Below are 23,747 nucleotides of genomic sequence, written 5' to 3'. Positions count from 1 at the left end.
ATTTAGAGGTGTTGTCTTGCTTATTTTTGTCTTTTAAAAGTTTATATAAAAATAAAAGACTTAAACATAACATAAAAATCCAGTAAGACGCCATTAGCCCTACGGTCATGAGTTGGTGTATGCCTATAATGAAAAAGGCTACGCTTAGAGAAAAAATTATTATAGGAGAAAGTTTATTCATTATCGTCTACAGAAAATATTCCTTCTGGTTTTAATATTTGATATTCAGAAAAATCTTGCTTGGCTTCTAAACCAGTACCGTATACCGTTTGATCAGGCAATTTAATGGTTACAAATTTATCGGTAAACATTTTTTCTTCATCAGGCTTCCAGAATAATTCTTCAGTATTTAATTCTTGTTGATTTTCAAGGTTTTTTAATTGCACATCTCCACGACCTCTCCATTTGTTTTCTTCTTTGAAATAAATGGCTTCGTTGGCCTTTAAGGTAGAGGAAAGTTTGCCATCTTCATCATAAAACTCCATATATAATCCTTCAGGAAACTCTCTATTGCCATTAGCGAAATCCAAAAGCCTGTCTGTAATTAGTTTAACTTTCAGCGTGGCAGACTCATTGTAAAAAAGTTCCAAGTCTTCTGCTTCCTGAATAGGACCTTCATACGGCTTTATGTCAGTTACTTTTTTATCTGAATCTCGACAAGATAATAAAAGTAAACTACTGATAATAAAGAATATAGATAATAGATGTTTCATAGCTATATAAAAACATGGGCCATGAAACATAAATTCATGGCCCATGTATAAATTATATGATCAATGTATTAATCTCTGCTTCTAATAGTAGTTGATCGACCCCAGCAATCAACAGTGATTTTCTGACCTTTTTCATGGTTGAAAGTAAATATCTCCTCGGTAGAAGGGAATTGTTCTTTCATAGAGTTCATCATTCTGGAGTTACCAGCTTGAGAGAAAAAGTCATAAGCTAAAAGGAATACGCCTCTATCTTCTACAGGGTCTTTACCTTGTTTACAGCTGTTATAGCTTTGAGAGATAGCATATCCCATTGCATTATAAGCATCTTTGTTATTAGGATCAACAGAAAGTGCTTTCTGGTATAGCTCTAATGCCGCACCTCCACTTTTTAATGAACCTAACTGTATGTACATGTCAGATTTTTGAGAAGGATCTTCTGTAAGGCTAAGAGCCAAGTTGAAGTACTTTTCAGCTTTAGTTTTGTCTGAATCCTTAAATTTAATACCAAGGTTTTTGGCAAGTCCGTAAGTAGGCTCTTTTTCCTGAATTACTTGTCCGGCCTCTAACCATAGAGGATCATCAGTACATTTGCCGTTTAGCATAAAGGCAAATATTTTCTTAGCCAATTTAAGGTCTGTAGGATTTTCCTTGAATTTAGGAGCCAGATTGGCTCTTACGAAATCACAATCTACATCGATAACACTTACTAGCAATCCGTCGATTTTACTTTTATAATCCTCTAGTTTATCTACATACTTACCTCCTTCATTGATTTGGAAATCTACTGCTTCCATGATTTTATCATAGCGCTCTAATATTTCCATATCAGTAAGGTTGTCTAAATATTTTTTATTGTAAACTACGGCACTCATGTAAGGCACGTGCATGTAGTAAGGTATGTCGTTTCCATTAAGTTCATAGGCTTTATCAAAGTGAGTTAGCACTTCTTTAAGCTTATCTTTTTGTCTGATGTTGTAAACATAAAACTGATAAGCTTTTCTGGCGGTTACTTCGGCCTCTTCACCACAGTTTTCTATTCTCATATCATATATGAGCATAAGTGAGTCTACTAACGCTGCTTTTCTAGTTTCATCATCAGTAGCATCTATCAGACCTTTATATATTTTTTCTCCATTGATATATATGGAAGTGTTTAGTTTAGGTGCATTTTGCAATAACCACATATGCGGTTTTTGAGCAGCAGTGAAGTTATCATTTCTAACTGCGTCAGTGTAAAGTACGTTTTTTTCTTCTGCTTTTGCTTTGTCTTCAGGCCAGTTCCAGTCATTACATTGCGCCTGAAGCATGTAGGTCTGTAAACAAATAGCCGCTAACAAAAAGATGCGCTTCATTATTTTACTTTTCATCATTCTTAAAATTATTACTTAATCATATTTTCTTTTGATAAACCACTGGTCATTAAAGTTAAAGCCCAGGTTAACCTGGTAGTAGTCTTCTTCTATAGTGTTATCACTAATGCTTCCTCTTTTACCCACTTTAAAGGCAAAATCTAGACTTGACAAGCGGCCTACTGGTAATGACCAGCCAAAATTGATGCCAAGATCTTTCACTTGCTTTCCCGTTTCCGGATTTGGAAGCACATACGGTGTATTTTCATAATTAACACCTAGGCGATAAGTCACTCTTTTTAGATAACTATTTACCGAAGCATAATCTGGGGTGAATTCTCCTCCTAGAGCTATGTGATATGAGTTTTTCATGCCATCATCACTACCTCTGAAGTTTCTGAAATCAGACCATTGTTGTAGTTTTACGTCTATTCCTGCGGTCCATTTATAACCGTTGGTAAATGAAATTCCTGCGGTTAGTGCCTGAGGAAGCACAATTTCGCCGCGGTCATAGGATAGTGTGTCTGCTATTGCGGCTTGATTTCCCACCAGTTGTTCGGTGGCAATGTACCTTTTTGCTTTTACATTCGCTTTCATATCGTAAGTTAATCCTGCGTTGAACCTGATCTTGTTATTAAAGATCGAGTCTTTTCTAAATGCAACACCACCGCTAAACATGAAATCAGAAACACTGGTACGGGTTAAAAGGTTTGGGGTGTATGATATTCCATCAGAAAAACCTTCAATAGTATTGTTCAATTCGCGCTCAATACTACTAAAAAGGTATGTGATTTTTAAGCCCACACTGAAGTTCTTATTAAGAGCTACGCCATTAGACCAGTAAAGTTGATTGAACCCTCCACTACCTTGAGAGGTAATAAGTGCCCGCACCGAGTCGCTGGTATTAGCTACAGAGGTATAGTAACTATTTTGATAGTCAACATTGGAGTATGGCATGAGTCCAATTGACGAAGTCCATTTACCTGGTTTAATAGGTAATCCTAGTGCCAAATATCCTAAATTACCGCCTGAGTTAGATTCTGAGGTGGTTGCATTGCTAATATTTCTTTTCTCACCCAAAAAACCTGCAGTAAAAATGGTAAGCGAGTTGTATGGGAGTAATGCGGGGTTCAAATTATTAAGGTTCCAAGGAGTACCGTTACTAACACCAATTCCGCCCATTCCTTTATTATGAATGAGACCCATGCTATTAATGTCACCTATTCCGCGAGAAGTGAAAGGAGATTTGGAAGCCTGTCCTATAGCTACAGACGTGAAAACACAGAGAGTAACTACTAATAAAATTCCTGATTTTAGTTTATACATTGTAAAGTAATATCCTGTTTAAGCCCATTAATACCAATTCAGGGGCTACAAATATGTTAGCTTTGATTCTGTTTTCAAAGAATTTGGCATCTCCACCACACATAATAATCCGCAAATGTGCAAATTTGTCAGTATACATCCGAATTATTCCATCTATTTCGGAGATCATTCCGTTAATTACTCCAGAAAGGATAGATTCTTTGGTGGACTGACCTATGAGTTCAAATTCATTGGTAGGTTCTATTAACGGCAGTTTAGCCGTGAAATTATGTAATGATTTGAATCTCATTTTTAACCCTGGAGAAATGCCTCCCCCATGGTATACATTTTTCGAGTCGATGAGGTCATAAGTGATGCAAGTACCAAGGTCTATCACCAATACATTTTGATTTGGGAACAGCTCCTGGGCGCCTGCTATGCCTGCTATTCTATCGAGTCCAAGCGTTTGTGGTGTTTTATAGTTTATTTGGAACGGGAGTGGTAAAGAGGAGGATAGATATATGATATCCGCACCTAGTAGATTGGAGACTTCTAACTGACTCTTAGTTACACTGCTAACTATTAAATATTCAGGATTATTTTCCTTACTTAATTTTATTAGATGTTCAGTGGAAATACCTGTGTATGTTTCAATTAGCCTGGGTCCATCAAAAAGCGCTGCTTTGATAGATGTATTACCAAAATCAATTATAAGATTCACTAGAAATATTTTATGAATTTTAATGGGCTTTAAAGCTAAGATAGTTAAAGGTTTTGGACTAAATGAATTGAAGAAAAATATTGAGAAAGTGAAAGTAATTTGTAAGTTTAAGGATCTATAGATGACTTCATATCCATGCGATTTCCAAATTTCATACAGTTAGATGCTATGGACTGCGGTCCTACTTGCCTCAGAATTATTGCTAAGCATTATGGTAAAAACTACTCTTTGCAATCATTGAGGAAGAAGAGTCATATAACGCGAGAGGGCGTTTCTTTACTAGGTATAAGTGATGCAGCTGAAGCAATAGGGTTTCGTACACTAGCGGCAAAAATACAATATGATAAACTTCAAAAGGAAGCTCCTACTCCTTTTATCGCTCATTGGAGACAGAGACATTTTATTGTTGTTTATAAATTTAAAAAAAATACGGTTTTGGTTTCTGATCCAGCACATGGCTTAATGAAACTTAGTAAGCAGGAATTTCTTGATGGGTGGCTAAGTGATTCAGAAAAAGATACAGAAATAGGTGTGGTACTCTTTTTAGAACCTTCACCTGGTTTTTATGAGGCGCCAGGTGAAAAGTTAAATCGTTCTGGATTTCAATTCCTATTTAAATATTTTCGGCCTTATAAGAAATTCATCACTCAATTGATGCTTGGGATGATTTTGGGAAGTATTCTTCAATTAATATTTCCATTTCTTACACAGTCCATTGTAGATGTTGGAATCGCAAATCAGGATTTGAATTTTGTGACCCTGATTTTAGTTGCTCAGCTAATGCTATTTTTTAGCCGTACTGCAGTAGAGTTTATTCGAGGTTGGATCTTACTGCATATGGGTACTAGAATCAATATTTCAATTCTTTCGGATTTTTTGATCAAACTAATGAGGCTGCCGTTGTCATTTTTTGATTCTAAAATGGTTGGTGATCTTTTACAGCGAATAGGTGATCATAGTAGGATCGAGGCTTTTCTGACCTCTACTACACTCAATGTTCTTTTTTCATTTGTCAACCTCTTAATATTTGGAGTTGTACTAGCCATTTATGATTTAAAGATATTTTGGGTATTTCTTATAGGTAGCGCTTTTTATGTTTTGTGGATTTTTATCTTCATGAAGAAAAGACGGGACCTCGATTATAAAAGGTTCGATCAGATGTCGAGCAATCAAAGTAGCCTGATACAACTTATAACCGGAATGCAAGAAATTAAGCTGCATAATAGTGAGAAACAAAAGAGATGGGAGTGGGAGAGAATACAGGCAATATTATTCAAAGTGAGCATAAAAGGGTTGGCACTTAATCAATATCAGCAGGCGGGGTCATATTTCATTAATGAATTAAAAAATATTCTAATTACTTTTTTAGCTGCAAAGGCAGTGGTAAATGGTGAAATTACATTGGGGATGATGCTGGCCATACAGTATATCATAGGTCAGTTGAATGCTCCTTTGAACCAGCTTGTTGGTTTTATTCATACCGCACAAGACGCTAAAATTAGCCTGGAAAGATTAGGTGAGATTCATGGTCAGGAAGATGAGGAGAACGAGGAGGAAAAACAGGTAGATATATTTCCCGCAGACCTTTCATTGAAGTTGGAAAATGTTCAATTTCAATATGAAGGGCCTCATTCAGCATATGTTTTGGATGATGTGAGCTTTATGATCCCTGAGGGTAAGATCACTGCTATTGTAGGTGCCAGTGGTAGTGGGAAAACAACATTGATAAAGCTCCTTCTAAAATTTTATGAGCCAACTCAGGGAGAGATCAGATTAGGAGATATTAATCTGAGCAATTATGGCAATAAAATATGGAGAGAACAATGCGGAGCAGTGCTACAGGATGGCTTCATTTTTTCGGATTCTATAGCAAAAAACATTGCAGTGAATGATGAGGTAATTGATAAAGAAAAGTTGTTTTATGCCATACGAGTTGCAAATATTCAGGATTTTGTGAAAGCACTGCCTTTAGGTTATAACACTAAAATTGGCAATGATGGTCATGGTCTAAGTCAAGGCCAGCGCCAGAGAATTTTAATAGCCAGAGCAGTTTATAAAAACCCAAGATACCTATTCTTTGATGAGGCTACAAATGCTCTTGATGCCAATAATGAAAAAGTTATAATGAGGAATTTAAATGAATTCTTTGATGGCAGAACAGTTGTAGTGGTTGCACACCGATTAAGTACGGTGAAAAATGCGGATCAGATAATTGTTTTAAATAATGGACGAATAGCAGAATATGGTACACATAATGAGCTTGCAAATAGGGAGGGAGCATATTATGAATTAGTTAAGAATCAATTGGAATTAGGGAGATGATAGGTATGTGATTAACAGTATTTGGATCTATTATCATGTTCGTTCAACATTAATCCTTTTTTTATTATATTGTAAGAAATGATTATTCAATTAAATTTCATGGTTATGAAAAGTAAAAAATTAAAGATTGAAAATTTAAAGGTAAAAAGTTTCATTACAGAGGACTTAAAAGACGAGTCACAAACCATCAAAGGAGGTTATGTAACACATGATTGTACAGCTGGCTGGTCAGGTTGTCCTGTTGGTGGCGGTGGAGGTGGGGGCACATACGCGTCTTGCAAGCCTAATACCTGGCATACTCATCGACCTTGTGATACAGCAGAGCCTGTACATTGTAGCCCATGTGACTAGAATATGGACTAGGGCAATAAGGAGTATTGCCCTAATTTGCCTTTATGTATATAAAACGAAAGCTTTAATGCCCAATATTGATAATATTCGCTTAAGAAGTGAAGAGGTTCAGGAAATATTAAGTGACATTCCTCACTGGTTAATTCGTTGGGGTATCACAGTAATTTTTGTTGTATTAGGAGTGATCATCATATCTAGCTGGTTTATTAAATATCCGGATACTGCCAGTGCTAGATTAATTTTTACATCAGAAACCCCTCCTGTTCATCTAGTGTCGATGTCAGCAGGTAAATTGCTGTTGCAGACTGCTGATAAACAAAAGGTAGAAGAAAATACAATCCTTGGAGTAATAGAAAATCCTGCTTCATATAAAGATGTAATGTCCCTCGAGCAGCATTTAAAAGATATGAAGAGTGAGATCTATAACTATAGCTTTATAGGTAAATCAGCTGAATTAGATCAATCTTTAAACGTAGGCTCGCTACAAAATATTTATTTTTCTTTTACTTCGGCAGTAGAAGATGCTAAAAGATTTTCATCTATTTCTTTTTATAAAAATCAAAGATTGGCTCTTAGTAAGCGCATGAAATATTATGAAGAACTCAATGACGGTCTTCATGCACAAATAGTATTAGTAGAGAATGAAATTAAGATAGCAGAGAGTATATATAAAGATGATTCTTTACTTTTTAAACAGCGAGCAGGTACTAAGCCAGAAATGAATAAATCCAAATCTAATTACCTAGCGAGTAAAAGAAATAAGGAAAATTTACAGTCGTCTATTATACAGAATAGTATTCAAATAGCAGAAATACGTTCTCAAATTGATGAATTGCAGTTGAAGGAAATTCAGGAGATTGATAAGTTAAAAGCTAATGTTATAGTGAGTTACGAGCGCCTCGAAAGTGAATTAATGGCCTGGAAACAACAGTACCTGTTAATTAGTCCTATGGCAGGCCGAGTTTCATTTTCTAAATTTTGGAGTGATAATCAGTTTGTACAGACCGGTGAAGAGGTAATGACAGTTATTCCGCTCTCAGAGAAAGTTATTGGAAATGTTTCTATGCCCATATTGGGTTCAGGTAAAATAAAGACAGGCCAACGAGTTAATATTAAGGTAGATAACTACCCATCAAACGAATATGGGATGATTGTAGGTAGGGTAGAATCTATAGCACTTGTGCCAAGAGATGATACCTATAATATAAGAATAAGTTTTCCAAATGGGCTAACCAGTAATTACAATCAGATACTAGCATTTAGGCCGGAGATGCAGGGAACTGCAGATATTATCACTGAAGATAAAAGGTTAATAGAAAGAGTATTTAATCAATTTAGCTCCATTTTATACGGAATGGATTAATCCTGTCATTTCTGTCAACTATCCAATTACTAATTATTTCCAATGCAGTTATTTTCGAAAGCACTAGTAAGAATTGGAGGAGCTTCTTATGAAGAGTGGGAGTCATTCAGTTTCCCGGGTTTGGTTAACCTCATCAATCGGTTAGAAGTTTTAGAACTTAAAAGAACGGAAGCCAAGTCGATTCTATGTAATGATCTTTTTGATTTCATTAGTAATAGTAAAAGTGCTAATGATCAAAATAATTTACTGAATCTCAGACGAGATATTTATAATAACAGGAAGTTAAAAAAAAGCAAAATAGATAGGGCTTTATTAGTGCTTACACCGTCACTTACTACAAAGTTGTTAGATTATCTCACGCTTTTGGAGGAGATTAAGAGGGTAGAGAAGGAAGGTGAAGGAATATATATAAATGTAACTAGTGATGCCAAGGCAATCTTGAAGGATCTTGCTTCTTACCCCACTTTTCAAAAAGGACTCCTTCTATCTAGTAAGAGCCTTTTAGAAAGGATCTCAGCATATCAGAAGGGGAAAATTACAAGGAAAAGAGAGATGCAAGTGGAGAGTAGTCTACTTCAATACTTGTCCAGAATGTACACCAAAACTTCACCTTTTAGCACATTTACAAACCTATCTCTGATTCATTTCGATATTAATAATGAGGTTAGGAAAGATAATGTAGATTCTGCAACTCATTTCACATCACATATAAGATTAAACAATTATCTTTTTAAATACATATCAGATCTTCTTAAACATTATAGGGAGGCCTATTTAAACTTTTCGTTGAGGACTAACCCCACTATACAGCGTAATGAAGACCATTATTTATACCTAACTAATAGCAATAATATTGAATCATTTCAAAGAATACCACACAGTCCTCTGGTAAGCCATATCATTGAAATAGTTGATTTAAAAGAAGAAGGGGTCAAGTTTGACGAATTAATAACAGCTCTTCAAAATGATGTTGATGCCTCGTCGGACGAATTGGAAGATTACATCAATCAGCTCATCAATTATGGTCTTTTAGAGTATAACCTTGGTGTTTCTGGTATAGATCCGAATTGGGATGTTAAGCTTGTGAAAAAACTATCTTCATGGGCTGATTCAGTGCCATTCATGTCAGATTTGATTGAGGCTTTAAAGTCATTGAGAAGTTTTGCCATTAAATATGAAGGGGCTGATGTATTCGATAGAAAAAGGCTTTTGCATGAGGCATTTGAGGTGATTAGAGAAGCTTGCTTTAAGATTCATGAAGCAGCCAGATTGCCTGAAGATGAAAGAAAACCATTGAAGGAACTTGAGAAGCAGTGGAGGGAGACTAGTACTGATGAGAGCCCTCAAAATAATGAAGGTTCAGCTACAGAAGAAAAGAATTTTGAATTTAAGCACCGTGCCGTAACTATTTTCACATTCAAGCCTGAGCAGATATTTTATGAAGACACAACTCGTCAAAGTGCGATAACTTTTGAGCAAACAGAAATTGCTGAAGTGGTTCATAAATTCCAGCAGTTATTGAATCATATGAGGCTGTTAAGCCCTTATCAAAATGAGAAAGATAGAATGAAGGCCTACTTTCTTGAAAAATATGGTATGGAGAGAAAAGTTGATATTATTACATTTTATGAGGATTATTTTAGGGATATTAAAAGGCCCGAAAAAGAACAAAAGGAAGATTACGAAAAGTTAGAAATAGAGTCTAATAAGCTCAGAAGTCAACTTCTTGAAGATTGGAAAAGGAGTTTTATTGAGGAATTAGAGAAGCGAGAGTTAGGAACTGATGAAGTACATTTCGGCTTGGGTATCTTAGAGAAAGTAAATGACTTAAACCAATTTTCAGACACGGGACATCGGGCCGATTCTCATGGTGCTTTCTTTCAATTTTATTATGATAATGACCAATTAAGAGCTGTGCTAAATAGCAGCTTTCCTGGTTATGGTAAAATGTTTAGCAGATTTCTTCATGTTTTTGAAGAAGGTCTTACAAGCGAGCTGAAGGCAAGTAATGAGCGATTGGGAAATGAAAGAACGGTTATGTTAGAAAACTGTGACGCATCTTATTTTAACGCTAATTTGCACCCTCCGTTAATGCCTTATGAGGTCTGGATGCCCGGCGGGCATAATTCATTGGCAGAAGATAAACAGATCCCAATTACTGATTTTGCAGTGAGTTACAACCTCACTAATGAATCTTTAGAGTTAATACAGAAAACAACAAATAAGAAGTTGTATATCTTTGATTTAGGGTTTCAAGGGCAAAGCGGCAGATCGCAGTTGTTTCAACTTTTAGAAAAATTTACACCGACAGAGCAAGTCAACCCTAACATAATCATCAATTATATTAATCAGCTGATTGAAAAGCAGCAACATGATAGTGAGATAAAAGTTTATCCTAGGATTGTTTTTGAAGAGCGTTTAGTTCTACAGAGAAAAACCTGGGGTATACCTAAGGAGTTGTTGCCTTTTCGCCAACCCTTAGATACCGATTGGGATTATTTTAAAAGAGTTAACTTATGGAGAAAGGGGCAGGAAATTCCTCAAGAAGTTTTTGTACATGTAAATCAGGATAGATTTGGTAAAAATAAAGATATTGATGAAGAAGCAAGAAAGAAAATAACCAAGGATGATTATAAACCTCAATATATTGATTTTCGAAATCCATTGTTTGTGAATTTGCTAGAAAAGCTTTTTAAAAAAGTGCCTTTAAATCTACGTGTTGTAGAAATTCTCCCTAGCTCGAGCCAGATGCTTAGGGTTGATAATGAGAGGTTTGTTACTGAGTTTGTAGTTCAATGGTATACTAATAATTAATATGAGAGTACCTGAGCTAAATGAGGAAAAGTCGTGGATGGCAGCACATATCTATTATTCGGAGCCATGGGAAAATCTACTCATTAAAGGGTTGTTTCCTCTTATTATGAGTGAGGATTTTCGGAAATCCATGGATCAGTTCTTTTTTATAAGATTTTGGGAAAGAGGACCACATATTAGACTCAGAGTAAAGGGCGAAGAAAAAGTACTTGAAGATACTTTAAAGCCTTTGGTTTCAGCTCATTTTAATAGCTATTTCACCTCGTACTCATCAAAAAGAAATGGGTTTAATGAGCAGGATATATCTGGCTGGTATGATAATAATTCTATTCAATACCTGTCTTACGATCCAGAAATTGTAAGATATGGAGGGGCCTCCTTACTACCGCTTGCAGAGAAACAATTTCAGGCTTCCTCTTTTGCTGTATTGTCATTATTGAGAGATAATTCTGAGGAGTGGGACTATTCGAGCGCCTTGGGAGCAGGAATTCAGTTGCACTTGAGTTTCGCCTTTGCAGCCGGTATGAATGAACGTGAGGTTCTGTTATTCTTTAATCAAGTATTCCAAAATTGGTTTCCGAGGGCGTACCAGGTTTATGCTGAAAACATTACAAAAAGAGAGTTGAATGAGCGCAAACATCATACCTTGAAGGTGTTTAAGTCTAATCTAGACGCTCAAAAGGAAGTTTTGATTCCGCATGTTAAAACAGTATGGCAAGCTTTAAGGAGAGGTGAGGGTTTTGAGAATGACATTTTGAATGATTGGATAATCTCTAATCAAAAAATCACAAAAGAAATGACCAATGAGGTGAATTCTGATCGGTTTTCTTTTCCAAGTCTCTTTAAAGTATACAAGACACTCGAAACTTCTGAACAGAATCAAAGACTTTGGTCTGTGTATGATAGCTTAATACATATGACGAATAATAGGCTTGGAATTAGAAATCATGATGAAGGCTATTTAGCCTATCTTATGTATGAAAGTTTTAAAGCTTGATGAAAGATAAAGAATATTTAAAAGCATCTATAACCATTGCGGACGGGCTGCTGGATAAAGCTGAAGTTTCTGAAGGAGGTATTTTCTGGGAAACACTCAGTATGTTAAATAATAAGGATGTGGAATTTCAGGGTTCTGAGAGTCTTTATTCAGGTAATTCTGGTATCATCTATTTCTTTTTAAAGATGTATGAAGAAACAGCATTTGCCAGATATAAAGAGGCTTTAATTAAAGGGGTTGATTGGTTGTTAGGTTACTGTTATCGGCATCCTACATCTTATTATTCGTTTTTCACAGGTAGGGTGGGGGTTGCTTTCACCTTGATTGAAGTTGGCAAATCTCTGAAAGATCCTGATTATAGTAAAGAGGCTTTGAGATTAATAGAAGGTTGCGAGATGTTTTTGGAGGAAAAACCCATAATAGATGACCTCATAAATGGCATTTCTGGTACGTTACTGGGGCTTTTACATATTCACGCAGCTACCAATAATGATTTAGTTTTAGAAAAGATAAAGATCTACGTTCAGTATTTGGTCAATCGAATAAATATCGATGAAAATGGCTTTTACTGGGATAGAAATACAAAAGCCAGTAAAGGACTTTGCGGGTTTTCTCATGGCGTAGCTGGGGTGGCTTATGTATTTCTGGAACTGGGTAGGTACTTTAAGAATGAAACATTCTATTACATTGCAGCGGAGGCTTTTGCTTATGAAAACTATCATTTTAAGCAAGAGATAAATAACTGGCCAGATTTAAGAAATGGCTTTTACGATAAGGAATCTTTTAAAATTCAAAAAGAAGAATACCTTAATGGCAATAAGGATTTTTTCTTTCAGGAGAAAGATATGGTCGCCTGGTGCCATGGAGCTCCCGGGGTTGGGCTTTCTAGAATTAAGGCATGTCAGGTGTTAGAGAAAACTGATTATTTGAGAGATTTAAACATAGCTGTTAATAAAACAATTGATAGCCTAGAAAAACTGAATGCTTTGCCTGGTTGTTTTGTTCTTTGCCATGGGGGGGGAGGTAATGCTTTATTTTTGATGGAGGTAGATCGGTATAATAATACAAATGAACACTATCCTTTAGTTAAGAAAATTGCAGATAGTAGCATAGATTCCTATAATCGGTATGGATATTATAATTCAGGTTATGCATTTGCTAAAGATAATACTGATAACAGTCTGTTCATGGGAGATGCCGGCATAGGTTATTTTTATCTGTTAGTGTCACAAGGTAGGTTAAGAAACCCTTCTATTCTAAAGCCTGAGTTGTCAAAAGTTTACGATAAGAAGATTGAAGGTGTTTTATCATTAACCAAAAATCAGCTTTTTGATAGGTTGGTTAAGAAATGTTTCCCTTTATCAGGTTCGTATATCATTCATCATGTAAAACCTGATTTTAAAATTAGTTTTTTGAAGTATGTTACGGATGAATTGGCACTTATTTCATGTGATTTAGATGCATCGCTTAAATCTAAATTGAGTTACGAGCTTTTAAAGAAAAATATGGATAGAACTGAGCGAAGTGATGCTTATAGACATCTGAAAGCTGTCGTAGAAATCGAAAATAATAGATCAATTCTTCAGAGAAAGGAAGATTTGAAAAGTGCCATTTTAAAAGTACCTCATGATTATATGCTGGTTGATTATCCTAAGTTAGGATTGGAAGAGGGTGATTATGTATTGTTGGCTCCAGGCCCGTTTGGAGTTCGGGAATATTTTCTAGATGATTTCTCTTATGTTATTATCAAGAACTTTCTTCAACCTTCTAAAATTGAATTTGTAATAAAGAATGTAGCCAACTTATTTGAAGTGAATAGTGAGAATCAAAGGCAGGAAGTGGAGAATACTACCTTAGATCAAATAAAACAATGCCTTTTATCTGGTATGTTAGTAGAAGAAAGATGAAAAACAAAACTCAGTTTAATGTAATTGGCCTCATGTCGGGCACCTCGCTAGATGGTCTTGATATTGCCTATTGCCATTTTCGGTTGGATGATCAACAGTGGGGCTTTAAGATTATTCATGCAGAAACCGTAGAGTATCCGCTGGAAATGATTGAAAAGTTGATGAAGAGCACTACACTTTCAGGCCTTCAACTCACTCAGCTTGATCATGAATTAGGTAGTTATATTGGTAATGCTGTTCATAGGTTTGTTAATAAGTATCAGGTAGAAGTTGATTTGATAGCCTCTCATGGACATACGGTATTTCACCAACCTGAAAAAGGATTTACGCTGCAGATCGGAAATATTAATGATATCTCTGCTAAAACAGGTTTGCCGGTGATTGGAGATTTTAGGTCATTAGATGTTGCATACGGAGGGCAGGGCGCTCCTTTGGTTCCAATTGGGGACAAGCTGCTTTTCTCTGATTATGATTATTGCCTTAATTTGGGTGGTATTGCTAATATTTCATATGAAAACAATGGACAGAGAATAGCCTTTGATATTTCTCCGTGCAATATGGTTTTAAACCATCTTGCCGCCAGGCTCGGTAAATCTTATGACCATGAAGGTGGTTTTGCACGATCAGGGCACGTTGATAAGGAGCTGTTGAAGCAATTCAATAATTTGCCTTTTTATGCATCTCCAGCGCCGAAGTCCTTAGGGTTTGAGTGGGTGGAGAGGAACTTTTTTCCTTTGCTCGAGCCAGGTCAGCAATCCACGGAAGATCTTTTAGCTACATGTGTGGAGCATTTCGCTTTTCAAATATCTCGAACAATATCCAAGCCTGGGAGTAGGCTTTTGATTACAGGGGGAGGCACATTTAACAATTACTTAATAGAGCGAATTACTTCCCATTCTGGCGGTAGAAATACAGAAGTGATAATCCCAGATAAAGAAGTTATTGGTTTTAAGGAAGCATTAATTTTTGCTTTTTTAGGGGTTTTGAAAATCACAGGTCAGTCTAACTGTATGTCTAGTGTTACTGGAGCCAGCCAGAATACTTGTGGTGGTGTGAGTGTGGGGTTTATGTGAATCCTTTCTTTTACGTAGATTAGAGGCCTCATGAAATTGGATGCTATGAAAGAATTATTAGATAAATTTGAAAATAAGAGACCTGAAATAGTCTTTGAGTGGAGAGATAGTGAAACAGAAGCTGAAGGCTGGGTGGTTATAAATTCTTTGAGAGGAGGTGCGGCAGGAGGGGGAACCCGAATGCGGAAAGGCTTGGATAAGAATGAAGTAGAGTCATTGGCAAAGACTATGGAAGTGAAGTTTACTGTATCAGGCCCCCCAATTGGAGGTGCTAAATCAGGTATAAACTTTGACCCTGAAGATCCGCGAAAACAAGGGGTGCTGGAAAGATGGTATGCTGCAGTTAAACCTCTTTTAAAATATTATTATGGTACAGGTGGAGATTTAAATGTAGATGAAATACACGAAGTGATTCCTATTACTGAAGATGTAGGTGTTTGGCACCCTCAGGAGGGTGTTTTTCATGGGCATTTTCAACCTACAGAGGCCCAGATTATTAATAGAATTGGTCAGCTAAGACAAGGGGTTATAAAAGTACTGGAGAACGAAAGTTATACTCCCAATATAAAGAGGAAATATACCGTGGCTGATATGATCACCGGTTATGGTGTAGCTGAAGCGGTTAGGCATTATTATGCTATTTGGGGAGGTGATGTCACTGTTAAAAGAGCGGTGATACAAGGTTGGGGTAATGTAGGAGCTGCTGCTGGCTTTTACCTTTCTCAGATGGGTGTACAAATAGTAGGAATTATTGATCGTAATGGAGGGGTTATCAATGAAAATGGTTTTACTCATGATGAAATAACGAAACTATTTCTGAATAGAAAGGGCAACCAGTTAGTCTCTTCAGAATTGATTCCTTTTGCAGAGATGAACCAAAAAATATGGGATCTTGAATTTGAAGTTTTCATTCCTGCTGCTGCTTCGAGACTGATTACCCGTGACCAAGTAGAGAGAATGATAAATTCTGGCCTTGAGGTGTTTTCCTGCGGAGCCAATGTGCCTTTCGCTGATCCTGAAATATTCTTCGGACCTACCGGCTTGTATGCTGACAGTAACTTTTCAGTGATACCAGACTTCATTGCTAATTGTGGGATGGCTCGTGTATTTGCGTATCTTATGGAAAATGAAGTGAGTTTGGAAGACGAGGACATCTTCTCAGATACCTCTGAGAAAATTAGACAAGCACTGGAGAGAACTTATAGCTTAAATTCGAAAAAGACGGAAATTGCCAAAACTTCTTTGGCTTATGCTCTAAGTCTCCTAGTTTAATATAACTAAAAATTAGTGTGCAATTAACATTTTAAAAGCCTTTAATTTGAAGAGATTGCATACCTTTGAGAGGTAAGGGGTTAAATGAATTACCTTATCTTGCAAAACTTATTCATTGAATTAATAAAAACGTAAATTGGTGAGCAAAGCGCTATTTAAATTATTACTGGTTTTTTCATTATTTACCGCATCCACTTTATCGTATGGCTCAAATGAACCGGTTAGAATCGTAGAAGCAGAAGCACTTGAAGTAGTTCAAGAAGAAGAGCACGGGGCATCAACAGAGCATTCAGAGGAGTCGCATGTCTCAGAACATCACGCTCCTCCAGGATGGACGGTAATTCCTTTCGTAGTGTTACTTTTAATGATTGCTACTGGGCCCTTGTTTTATGAACATTTTTGGCATAAAAACTATCCGTTAGTTGCTGTAGCATTAGCGACTTTGGTGGTTCTATATTATTTATTTGGTCTCCATAATACGCATGGACCTATACATGCTTTAGCAGAATATGTGCAGTTTATCGCACTTTTAGCATCACTGTATATAGCCTCTGGGGGTATCATGATAGATATTGACAAGAAGTCTTCTCCAATTGCTAACGTCATTTTATTATTTGTGGGCGCTATAGTAGCGAACCTGATAGGTACTACGGGAGCTTCTATGCTACTAGTAAGGCCGTATATCCGACTCAATAAAACTAGAATAAAGGCATACCACATTATATTTTTTATTTTTGCTGTTAGTAATATAGGGGGCTCACTTACTCCTATCGGAGATCCTCCACTGTTTTTAGGGTTTTTGAAAGGAATTCCTTTTTTCTGGACTCTAGAACATAATATTGGAGCCTGGCTTTTTGCGCTAGTATTATTGCTTGCGGCATTTTATATTCTAGATAAAAGAAATCATTCAAACTACGGGTTGGCTGATGATGAGATCAGTTATACTAATAAAATTAAATTAGTAGGTTTTAGAAACTTCATCTGGCTTGCAGTTATAATAGGTTCTGTGTTTTTAGACCCTAATGTAATTAGCTGGGTGCCTGCTATTCATTACGATGGCCAGAAGTTTTCTTTTCTAAGGGAAGTTATTATGCTGGCAGTGGCATACTTCTCCTATAAATTTGCAAATAAAAAGGCTATTTATGGGAATGAATTTAGCTTTGAGCCTATTAGAGAAGTTGCCTTTATCTTCATAGGTATTTTTGGAACTATGATGCCTGCGCTTGCAATCGTTAGCGGCTTTGCGGCTTCGCCAGAAGGTGCTAAGCTGATCAGTCATAACACGTTGTACTGGGGCACTGGTATGTTGTCCGGTTTTCTAGATAATGCACCTACTTACCTTAACTTTCTAACTGCGGCTATGGCTTCACAAGGAGGGGAAATTGGCTCAATATCTCAAGTAGTGGACTTTGCTCGAGGAGGTGTTTTTCATGATAGTGTTTTAGACCTGAAAGCTATTTCAATTGCCGCCGTATTCTTTGGGGCATTTACTTATATCGGAAATGGGCCTAATTTCATGGTAAAGTCAATTGCTGAGCAAATTGGCATAAAAATGCCGAGCTTCTTCGGTTATATCATTAGGTTTTCAATCCCATTCTTATTGCCTTTATTAATACTTGTATGGTTAGTGTTTTTTGCATTTGTAGGCTAGGATTGGGTTAAAATAATAGAAAAGGCAGCTTAAAGCTGCCTTTTCTATTATTACTGTAGAGGTAATTATTAAAATATTGAATTAAGTTTTACAAGAACATCATTTTTATATTTACTATCTACTAGGATAGAGATGTTGTTTTTACTCCCGCCGTAAGAAACCATTCTTATAGTGATATCTTCAAGGGAGTCAAATATTTTAGTAAGTACACCTTTCTTTTCGGTTATCATGCTACCCACTACGCACACTATACTTTGGTTGTTGTCTACTTCTACATAACCAAAGTTTTCTAGTTCTTCCACTATTTCATGTAAATGAGTAAGGTTATCAATGGTTACTGAAACTGCTACTTCTGAGGTCGCAATCATATCAATCGAAGTTTTATACTTCTCAAATACCTCAAATAGCTTTCTTAAGAACCCATGAGCCAAGAGCATTCTTGTCGATTTAATTTTTATGGCGGTAATACCATCTTTAGCTGCAATAGCTTTGATGTCCGCAATGCCTGTAGTAGAGTTTATTAATGTGCCAGGAGCAGTGTGATCAATGGTGCTTTTTAATCTTACCGGAATGCCATATTTTTGAGCCGGTAATATAGATGATGGGTGCAATATTTTAGCTCCGAAATAAGCCAACTCTGCAGCTTCATCAAAACTGAGCTCAGAAATAGGGAAAGTGTTATCAACTATTCTTGGGTCATTGTTATGCATTCCATTTATATCAGTCCAAATTTGAACCTCTTTAGCTGTAATAGCAGCACCTACTAGTGAAGCAGTATAATCACTTCCTCCACGCTGTAAATTGTCGGTTTTGCCTTCATGGTTTTTGCATATGAAACCTTGAGTTATATATAGCTGCTTTTCATCCTGCTCAGCTAAAATGGCTTTGAGCTTTGTAGAAATTTCTTCTATCTCAGGCTCACCATTTTCATCGATAGACATAAAATCTAATGCAGGCAAAAGGCTACTGTCTATTTCTTTTTCTATAAGATATTGATGGAACAGGTTAGTGGCCATGATTTCCCCAAAGGCTAATAATGTTTTGTTATTACCTTCATTGAAATCAGGAATGTTAGTTAATGCATTGATGCTTTCAAAGAATCCTTCTATTAAGTCAGAACCTTTGTTTTTACTTTGTTCTGTGCTGTATAAATTATTGATGAAGTCGCTATAGTGCTTCTTAAGAATATCTACCTTAACCTTAGCCTCCTTTTGCTTCTTGTCTAAAAGCAAGTCTCCAATTTCAACTAGTGAGTTGGTAGTGCCGGATACAGCGGATAGAACCACAATTTTAGGCTCGCTATCTGCAGTAATGAGGTCCGCTACTTTGTGCATACGTTCTGGTAATCCTACAGAAGTACCTCCAAATTTGTAGATAATCATTTTGTAATCATTTTAAAATAAGACCGCTAAACTAAGATGATTTATTTAAAATCTTCGCACAGATATCCTTTTTTAATATAAAATGAGGTGTTTGTTTCTGTTTTTGGAATATATTATTGTTGATGTGTTTTTGGCGATATTTTATTCTTTATAAGTATGAAGTTAAAACATTTATGCGTTTGTAATTCCGGAAGGACATAAAAAAAGCCGTTTCAAATTTTGAAACGGCTTTCATGTTTATTTATTAGAGCGGATTATTTTTTATTATCATCCACCTCTTCAAATTCTACATCAGAAACGTCGCTGTCAGATCCACCTGCGTTAGCATCAGCGCCAGGTTGTCCTGCACCACCAGCTGCTCCTGCATCAGCGCCGGGCTGTCCGCCAGTAGCTGCATACATTTCTTGCGCCGCACCTTCCCAAGCGTTGTTCAGGCCTTCCATTGCTGTATCGATAGCGGCAAGGTCTTGAGATTGATGTGCTTTCTTTAATTCTTCTAGAGCAGAATTGATTTTACCTTTGTTGTCTTCAGATAATTTTTCTCCATACTCTTTCAACTGCTTTTCAGTTTGGAAAATTAAAGAATCAGCGGCATTTACTTTATTAATTTTCTCTTTAGCTTCTTTATCAGCATCAGCATTAGCTTGTGCTTCCTGCTTCATTTTTTCGATTTCTTCATCAGTTAAGCCAGAAGAAGCTTCAATTCTAATTTTTTGCTCTTTACCTGTTCCTTTATCTTTTGCAGATACGTTCATGATACCGTTAGCATCAATATCGAACGTTACTTCAATTTGAGGAACTCCTCTTGGAGCTGGAGGAATACCATCTAAATGGAATCTACCAATGGTTCTGTTATCCTTAGCCATTGATCTCTCTCCTTGAAGAACGTGTATTTCTACAGAAGGCTGGCTATCAGCAGCAGTAGAGAATACCTCTGATTTTTTAGTTGGGATAGTAGTGTTAGCTTCTATAAGAGGAGTAAATACACCACCCATAGTTTCTATACCTAAAGAAAGAGGAGTAACGTCTAATAGAAGTACGTCTTTCACATCTCCAGAAAGCACACCACCTTGAATAGAAGCTCCTATGGCTACTACTTCGTCAGGATTTACTCCTTTTGAAGGTTTCTTTCCGAAGAACTTCTCTACTTCTTCTTGAATTTTAGGTATTCTGGTTGAACCACCAACTAATATTACTTCATCAATGTCAGAAGCACTAAGACCAGCATCTTTAAGAGCTGTTTTGCAAGGCTCCATAGATCTTCTGATAAGATCATCACAGATTTGCTCAAATTTAGATCTGGTTAATTTTCTTACCAAGTGCTTAGGCACACCATCAACAGGCATGATGTATGGTAAGTTAATTTCTGTTTCAGTAGAGCTTGATAATTCTATTTTAGCTTTTTCCGCAGCTTCTTTCAATCTTTGAAGGGCCATAGGATCTTTTCTAAGATCTATGTTCTCATCTTTTAAGAATTCTTCAGCTAGCCAGTTAATAATGTGTTGGTCGAAATCATCACCACCAAGATGTACATCACCGTTAGTAGATTTTACTTCAAATACTCCATCACCTAGTTCAAGAATAGAAATATCGAAAGTACCACCACCAAGGTCATACACAGCGATTTTCATATCTTGATCTTTTTTGTCAAGACCATAAGCTAAAGCTGCCGCTGTAGGCTCGTTGATGATCCTTTTTACTTCTAATCCAGCGATTTGACCAGCCTCTTTTGTTGCTTGTCTCTCAGCATCATTGAAGTATGCAGGTACCGTAATTACGGCTTCTTTTACTTCTGTTCCTAGATAATCTTCTGCAGTAGACTTCATTTTTTGAAGTACCATAGCAGATAATTCCTGCGGAGTATAGTTTCTATCGCCTATTTTAACACGAATAGTGTCGTTGTTTCCTTGCTCAACCACATAAGACATGGCTTTTTTCTCATTACTAACTTCTGAGAATTTCTTACCCATAAATCTTTTTACAGAGCTTATGGTGTTATGAGGGTTGGTAATAGCTTGTCTTTTCGCAGGATCCCCGATTTTTCTTTCACCTTTACCATCTTCTAGAAAGGCTACGATGGAAGGAGTAGTTCTTCTTCCTTCACTATTGGGGATTACTACCGGCTCGCTACCTTCCATTACAGCCACGCATGAGTTGGTAGTTCCTAAGTCAATTCCAATAATTTTTCCCATGATAATTAAGTCCTTATTTATTTAATGAATCGTTTCTAATTTTCTCGTACTACAAACTTATCAATGGTTGTGCCAAAATACGGACTCTGACAGTATGGCAGTAGTGGCTGACATAAATGTAACAATAAAAAGAACTGCCAGAAGCAGTTCTTTTTATTGTTACATGTTGAATGAAGCTTACGATGGGGAATCTTCTACTCTATATACTTTAATATTTACTGCTCCAGACACCTTTAATTCGTGTTGCGTGGAATTATTTTCAGCCATTGAGGTTATTGAAAACTTAAAGCTCAACATGCCAGTGTTGGTGTCATAGTTGTAATCGGACACTGTGAAGGAGTCATTAGGATCATCATCAAAAGAAACCAAGTAAGCCTTAAAGTCATCAGTCTTTACAATGTAGGAAATTTGCATTTCTTGCAAAGTAAAGTTAACACTACTTATTAATGTATCTACTTGAAAGCCCATCGAAAGCGCAGAAGTTTCTGAAAATATTGGTATGGTAGGATCTTTAAACCTGTAAAATTGTATCCTATCTATTTTATCAATTTCATCATATGATGCTGTGGAAATAAATCCAGCTGAATATTTATAATTGGTAGTGTCTTTAAATGCCATATCATTAGGTAGTGTACCGTCAAAGTATAACATCACATTTCCGTCCTGGGTGAGCTCATCAAAGCCAACACCATCTTGTCCATCTACTCCGTCAGTACCATCAGTTCCGTCAGCCCCAGCCGGGCCGGGATCACCATCATCAGCGCAATTGATAAGCGAAATGGTAATAAGGAATGCACACAATAANATAAGCGAAATGGTAATAAGGAATGCACACAATAAGTAACTAATTCTTTTCATAGCTATAAAATTCGTTTGGTTAATAATTGAAAAAATAATACCGACCTGTATTTTAGGTTTTACTCAAATTAGTTATTATATGATGATAAATTAGAAGAGAATGGGCTAACTCTCTATTTGTGTAATTTTAAAGTGGAATTATGAAATGTGTAGATGTCTTTGGTTTTTTTAGAACTCAAGGGTATTGTTAACAATGGATGAGATGAATAAGATAGGGAAGTTATAGAGTTTCAGATTTGGTTTAATCGTTGACTAAATATGATTTAGTATTACTGATTTAAAATGGGCGCGCTAAAATGTAGATAGAGGAAGAGTGTAATATTGAAGGGATAAAGAGTTGTTATATTGAGAATTGTATTGATTATAATGTAACTCTTAAATAAAAAAGGCCGCTCCGTATTACTGAAGCGACCTGACTCTATGCCATTTTGATTATTTTACATTTGCTGTAGAACAATCGCGTCTACCTCTCCAGATACACTTAAGTCATTATCTGTAGCGTTGCTTGTTCCTGCTACATTGAAAGAAAATGTGAATTTCAAACTACCGGTGCTGGGTGTGTAACTATAGTTATCGATCACTAAATCGGTATAGTTTGAAGATGAAAAGGTATTACTCATATCAAACACCTTAAAGTCTGGAGTGACAATATCCTTGCTAATACTTATAGAAAAGTTAGAAAAAGTTGGAGTTGCCCCGCTCTCTACCGTTAGAGATAGATCTGAATATGCTTGTTGATATACATCGTCTGGGGCACTTATAAAGCGTTGAAGATTGAATGAATACCTTGTACCTGATATTGTAACAATATTACGGTCAGATAGATATTCTATAGGAACAAATTTGAAGTTAGAGGTATCCTTAAAAGCAATATCATCAGGCCTTATGCCATCTAGGTATGTCATAAAGCCGCCATATTTGGCTATTTCATCAAAGCCAACACCATCTTTTCCATCTACTCCGTCAACTCCATCAGTGCCATCAGCACCTGCCGGACCAGGATCACCATCATCAGCGCAATTGGTTAGAGAAAAGGTAATAAGTAATGCAAATAATAGGTAACTAATTCTTTTCATAGCTATAAAATTCGTTTGGTTAATAATTGAAAAAATAATACCGGACCTGTATTTTAGGCTTTACTCAAATTAGTTATTCTGTGTTAATTAGTTGTATTACAATTTGTTAAGTGCTGTAAATTGTAAGGTTCTGCTTATAATGGTTTAAATGAAAGGTAGTATTGAAAATTAGCCATATGATTTTCGTTGCTGGAAATTAAGCTATTGCAGGATTGGATATAAATTACAAGAAAAATATGGTTATTATTTTAATTAAAGGGATTAATCATGTATTTGGGCTGTCTAGTGAGATTCAATTAGAAGTGACAAATGTTATAAGCTTTACATGTATGAGATCGTTAAATATGTCTATTAATAACCATTGAATGTCAATGTTTTTTATAAAACGAATGTGTTACTTA

16 protein-coding genes are annotated in these 23,747 nt (G+C 36.3%); 9 read left to right on the top strand and 7 right to left on the bottom strand.

Translation table 11 applies throughout. The features are described 5' to 3' along the window. Window positions 1-173: 173 nt before the first annotated feature. The 4 genes from lptC to JL102_RS12780 form a co-directional block, all read right to left on the bottom strand. Window positions 174-713 (bottom strand): LPS export ABC transporter periplasmic protein LptC, encoded by a 540-nt coding sequence (gene lptC / locus JL102_RS12795; RefSeq protein ID WP_202244811.1) that lies wholly within the window; start codon window positions 711-713, stop codon window positions 174-176. 68 nt (window positions 714-781) lie between these two features. Continuing rightward, the gene (locus tag JL102_RS12790) at window positions 782-2,065 is read right to left on the bottom strand and encodes a tetratricopeptide repeat protein (RefSeq protein WP_202244810.1); all 1,284 of its coding nucleotides are present in this window, start codon (window positions 2,063-2,065) and stop codon (window positions 782-784) included. Between the two features lie 33 nt (window positions 2,066-2,098). Then, window positions 2,099-3,388, bottom strand: coding sequence for a hypothetical protein (locus tag JL102_RS12785; RefSeq protein ID WP_202244809.1), 1,290 nt, complete (start codon window positions 3,386-3,388; stop codon window positions 2,099-2,101). Then, the gene (locus JL102_RS12780; protein ID WP_202244808.1) at window positions 3,381-4,088 is read right to left on the bottom strand and encodes a type III pantothenate kinase; all 708 of its coding nucleotides are present in this window, start codon (window positions 4,086-4,088) and stop codon (window positions 3,381-3,383) included. Before JL102_RS12780 ends, JL102_RS12785 begins: the two co-directional genes overlap by 8 nt. Before the next feature lie 135 nt (window positions 4,089-4,223). Between JL102_RS12780 and JL102_RS12775 the strand changes: the two genes are divergently transcribed. The 9 genes from JL102_RS12775 (at window position 4,224) to JL102_RS12735 (ending at window position 17,838) form a co-directional block, all read left to right on the top strand. Beyond that, window positions 4,224-6,410 carry a peptidase domain-containing ABC transporter gene (locus tag JL102_RS12775; RefSeq protein ID WP_237390573.1) on the top strand — a complete coding sequence of 729 codons (2,187 nt, stop codon included), beginning with the start codon at window positions 4,224-4,226 and terminating at the stop codon, window positions 6,408-6,410. A 105-nt stretch (window positions 6,411-6,515) separates the two neighbouring features. Continuing rightward, window positions 6,516-6,761, top strand: a complete 246-nt coding sequence (locus JL102_RS12770) for a pinensin family lanthipeptide (protein WP_202244807.1) — start codon at window positions 6,516-6,518, stop codon at window positions 6,759-6,761. Window positions 6,762-6,828: 67 nt separating this feature from the next. After that, entirely contained in the window at window positions 6,829-8,124 is a 1,296-nt protein-coding gene (locus JL102_RS12765) for an HlyD family secretion protein (RefSeq protein ID WP_202244806.1), read from the top strand. A gap of 42 nt (window positions 8,125-8,166) precedes the next feature. Beyond that, window positions 8,167-10,938 (top strand): lantibiotic dehydratase, encoded by a 2,772-nt coding sequence (locus tag JL102_RS12760; RefSeq protein WP_202244805.1) that lies wholly within the window; start codon window positions 8,167-8,169, stop codon window positions 10,936-10,938. Window position 10,939: 1 nt separating this feature from the next. Further along, entirely contained in the window at window positions 10,940-11,935 is a 996-nt protein-coding gene (locus tag JL102_RS12755; RefSeq protein WP_202244804.1) for a lantibiotic dehydratase C-terminal domain-containing protein, read from the top strand. Continuing rightward, on the top strand, window positions 11,935-13,842 hold the full coding sequence (locus tag JL102_RS12750) for a lanthionine synthetase LanC family protein (RefSeq protein ID WP_202244803.1): 1,908 nt from the start codon (window positions 11,935-11,937) through the stop codon (window positions 13,840-13,842). Before JL102_RS12755 ends, JL102_RS12750 begins: the two co-directional genes overlap by 1 nt. Further along, window positions 13,839-14,915, top strand: a complete 1,077-nt coding sequence (locus JL102_RS12745) for an anhydro-N-acetylmuramic acid kinase (protein ID WP_202244802.1) — start codon at window positions 13,839-13,841, stop codon at window positions 14,913-14,915. Before JL102_RS12750 ends, JL102_RS12745 begins: the two co-directional genes overlap by 4 nt. A 45-nt stretch (window positions 14,916-14,960) precedes the next feature. Further along, window positions 14,961-16,187: a Glu/Leu/Phe/Val dehydrogenase dimerization domain-containing protein gene (locus JL102_RS12740; protein ID WP_202244801.1), complete on the top strand. Its 1,227-nt coding sequence runs from the start codon at window positions 14,961-14,963 to the stop codon at window positions 16,185-16,187. Between the two features lie 139 nt (window positions 16,188-16,326). Continuing rightward, window positions 16,327-17,838, top strand: coding sequence for a sodium:proton antiporter (locus tag JL102_RS12735; RefSeq protein WP_317191638.1), 1,512 nt, complete (start codon window positions 16,327-16,329; stop codon window positions 17,836-17,838). A 68-nt stretch (window positions 17,839-17,906) separates the two neighbouring features. On the opposite strand, the gene JL102_RS12730 is transcribed toward JL102_RS12735, so the two are convergent. The 3 genes from JL102_RS12730 to JL102_RS12715 all read right to left on the bottom strand — a co-directional run bounded on the left by JL102_RS12730 (window position 17,907) and on the right by JL102_RS12715 (window position 23,346). Continuing rightward, on the bottom strand, window positions 17,907-19,220 hold the full coding sequence (locus tag JL102_RS12730; protein WP_202244799.1) for an aspartate kinase: 1,314 nt from the start codon (window positions 19,218-19,220) through the stop codon (window positions 17,907-17,909). A gap of 254 nt (window positions 19,221-19,474) precedes the next feature. Next, complete coding sequence (gene dnaK / locus JL102_RS12725; protein WP_202244798.1) at window positions 19,475-21,412, bottom strand: molecular chaperone DnaK; 1,938 nt, start codon at window positions 21,410-21,412, stop codon at window positions 19,475-19,477. A gap of 1,295 nt (window positions 21,413-22,707) precedes the next feature. Beyond that, window positions 22,708-23,346, bottom strand: a complete 639-nt coding sequence (locus JL102_RS12715) for a hypothetical protein (protein ID WP_202244796.1) — start codon at window positions 23,344-23,346, stop codon at window positions 22,708-22,710. Window positions 23,347-23,747 lie beyond the last annotated feature (401 nt).

This window comes from Fulvivirga sediminis, from assembly GCF_016757215.1.
Lineage (GTDB): Bacteria > Bacteroidota > Bacteroidia > Cytophagales > Cyclobacteriaceae > Fulvivirga > Fulvivirga sediminis.
The sequence above is the reverse complement of the archived record's forward strand: the minus strand, read 5'-3'. Positions and strand labels throughout refer to the sequence as shown.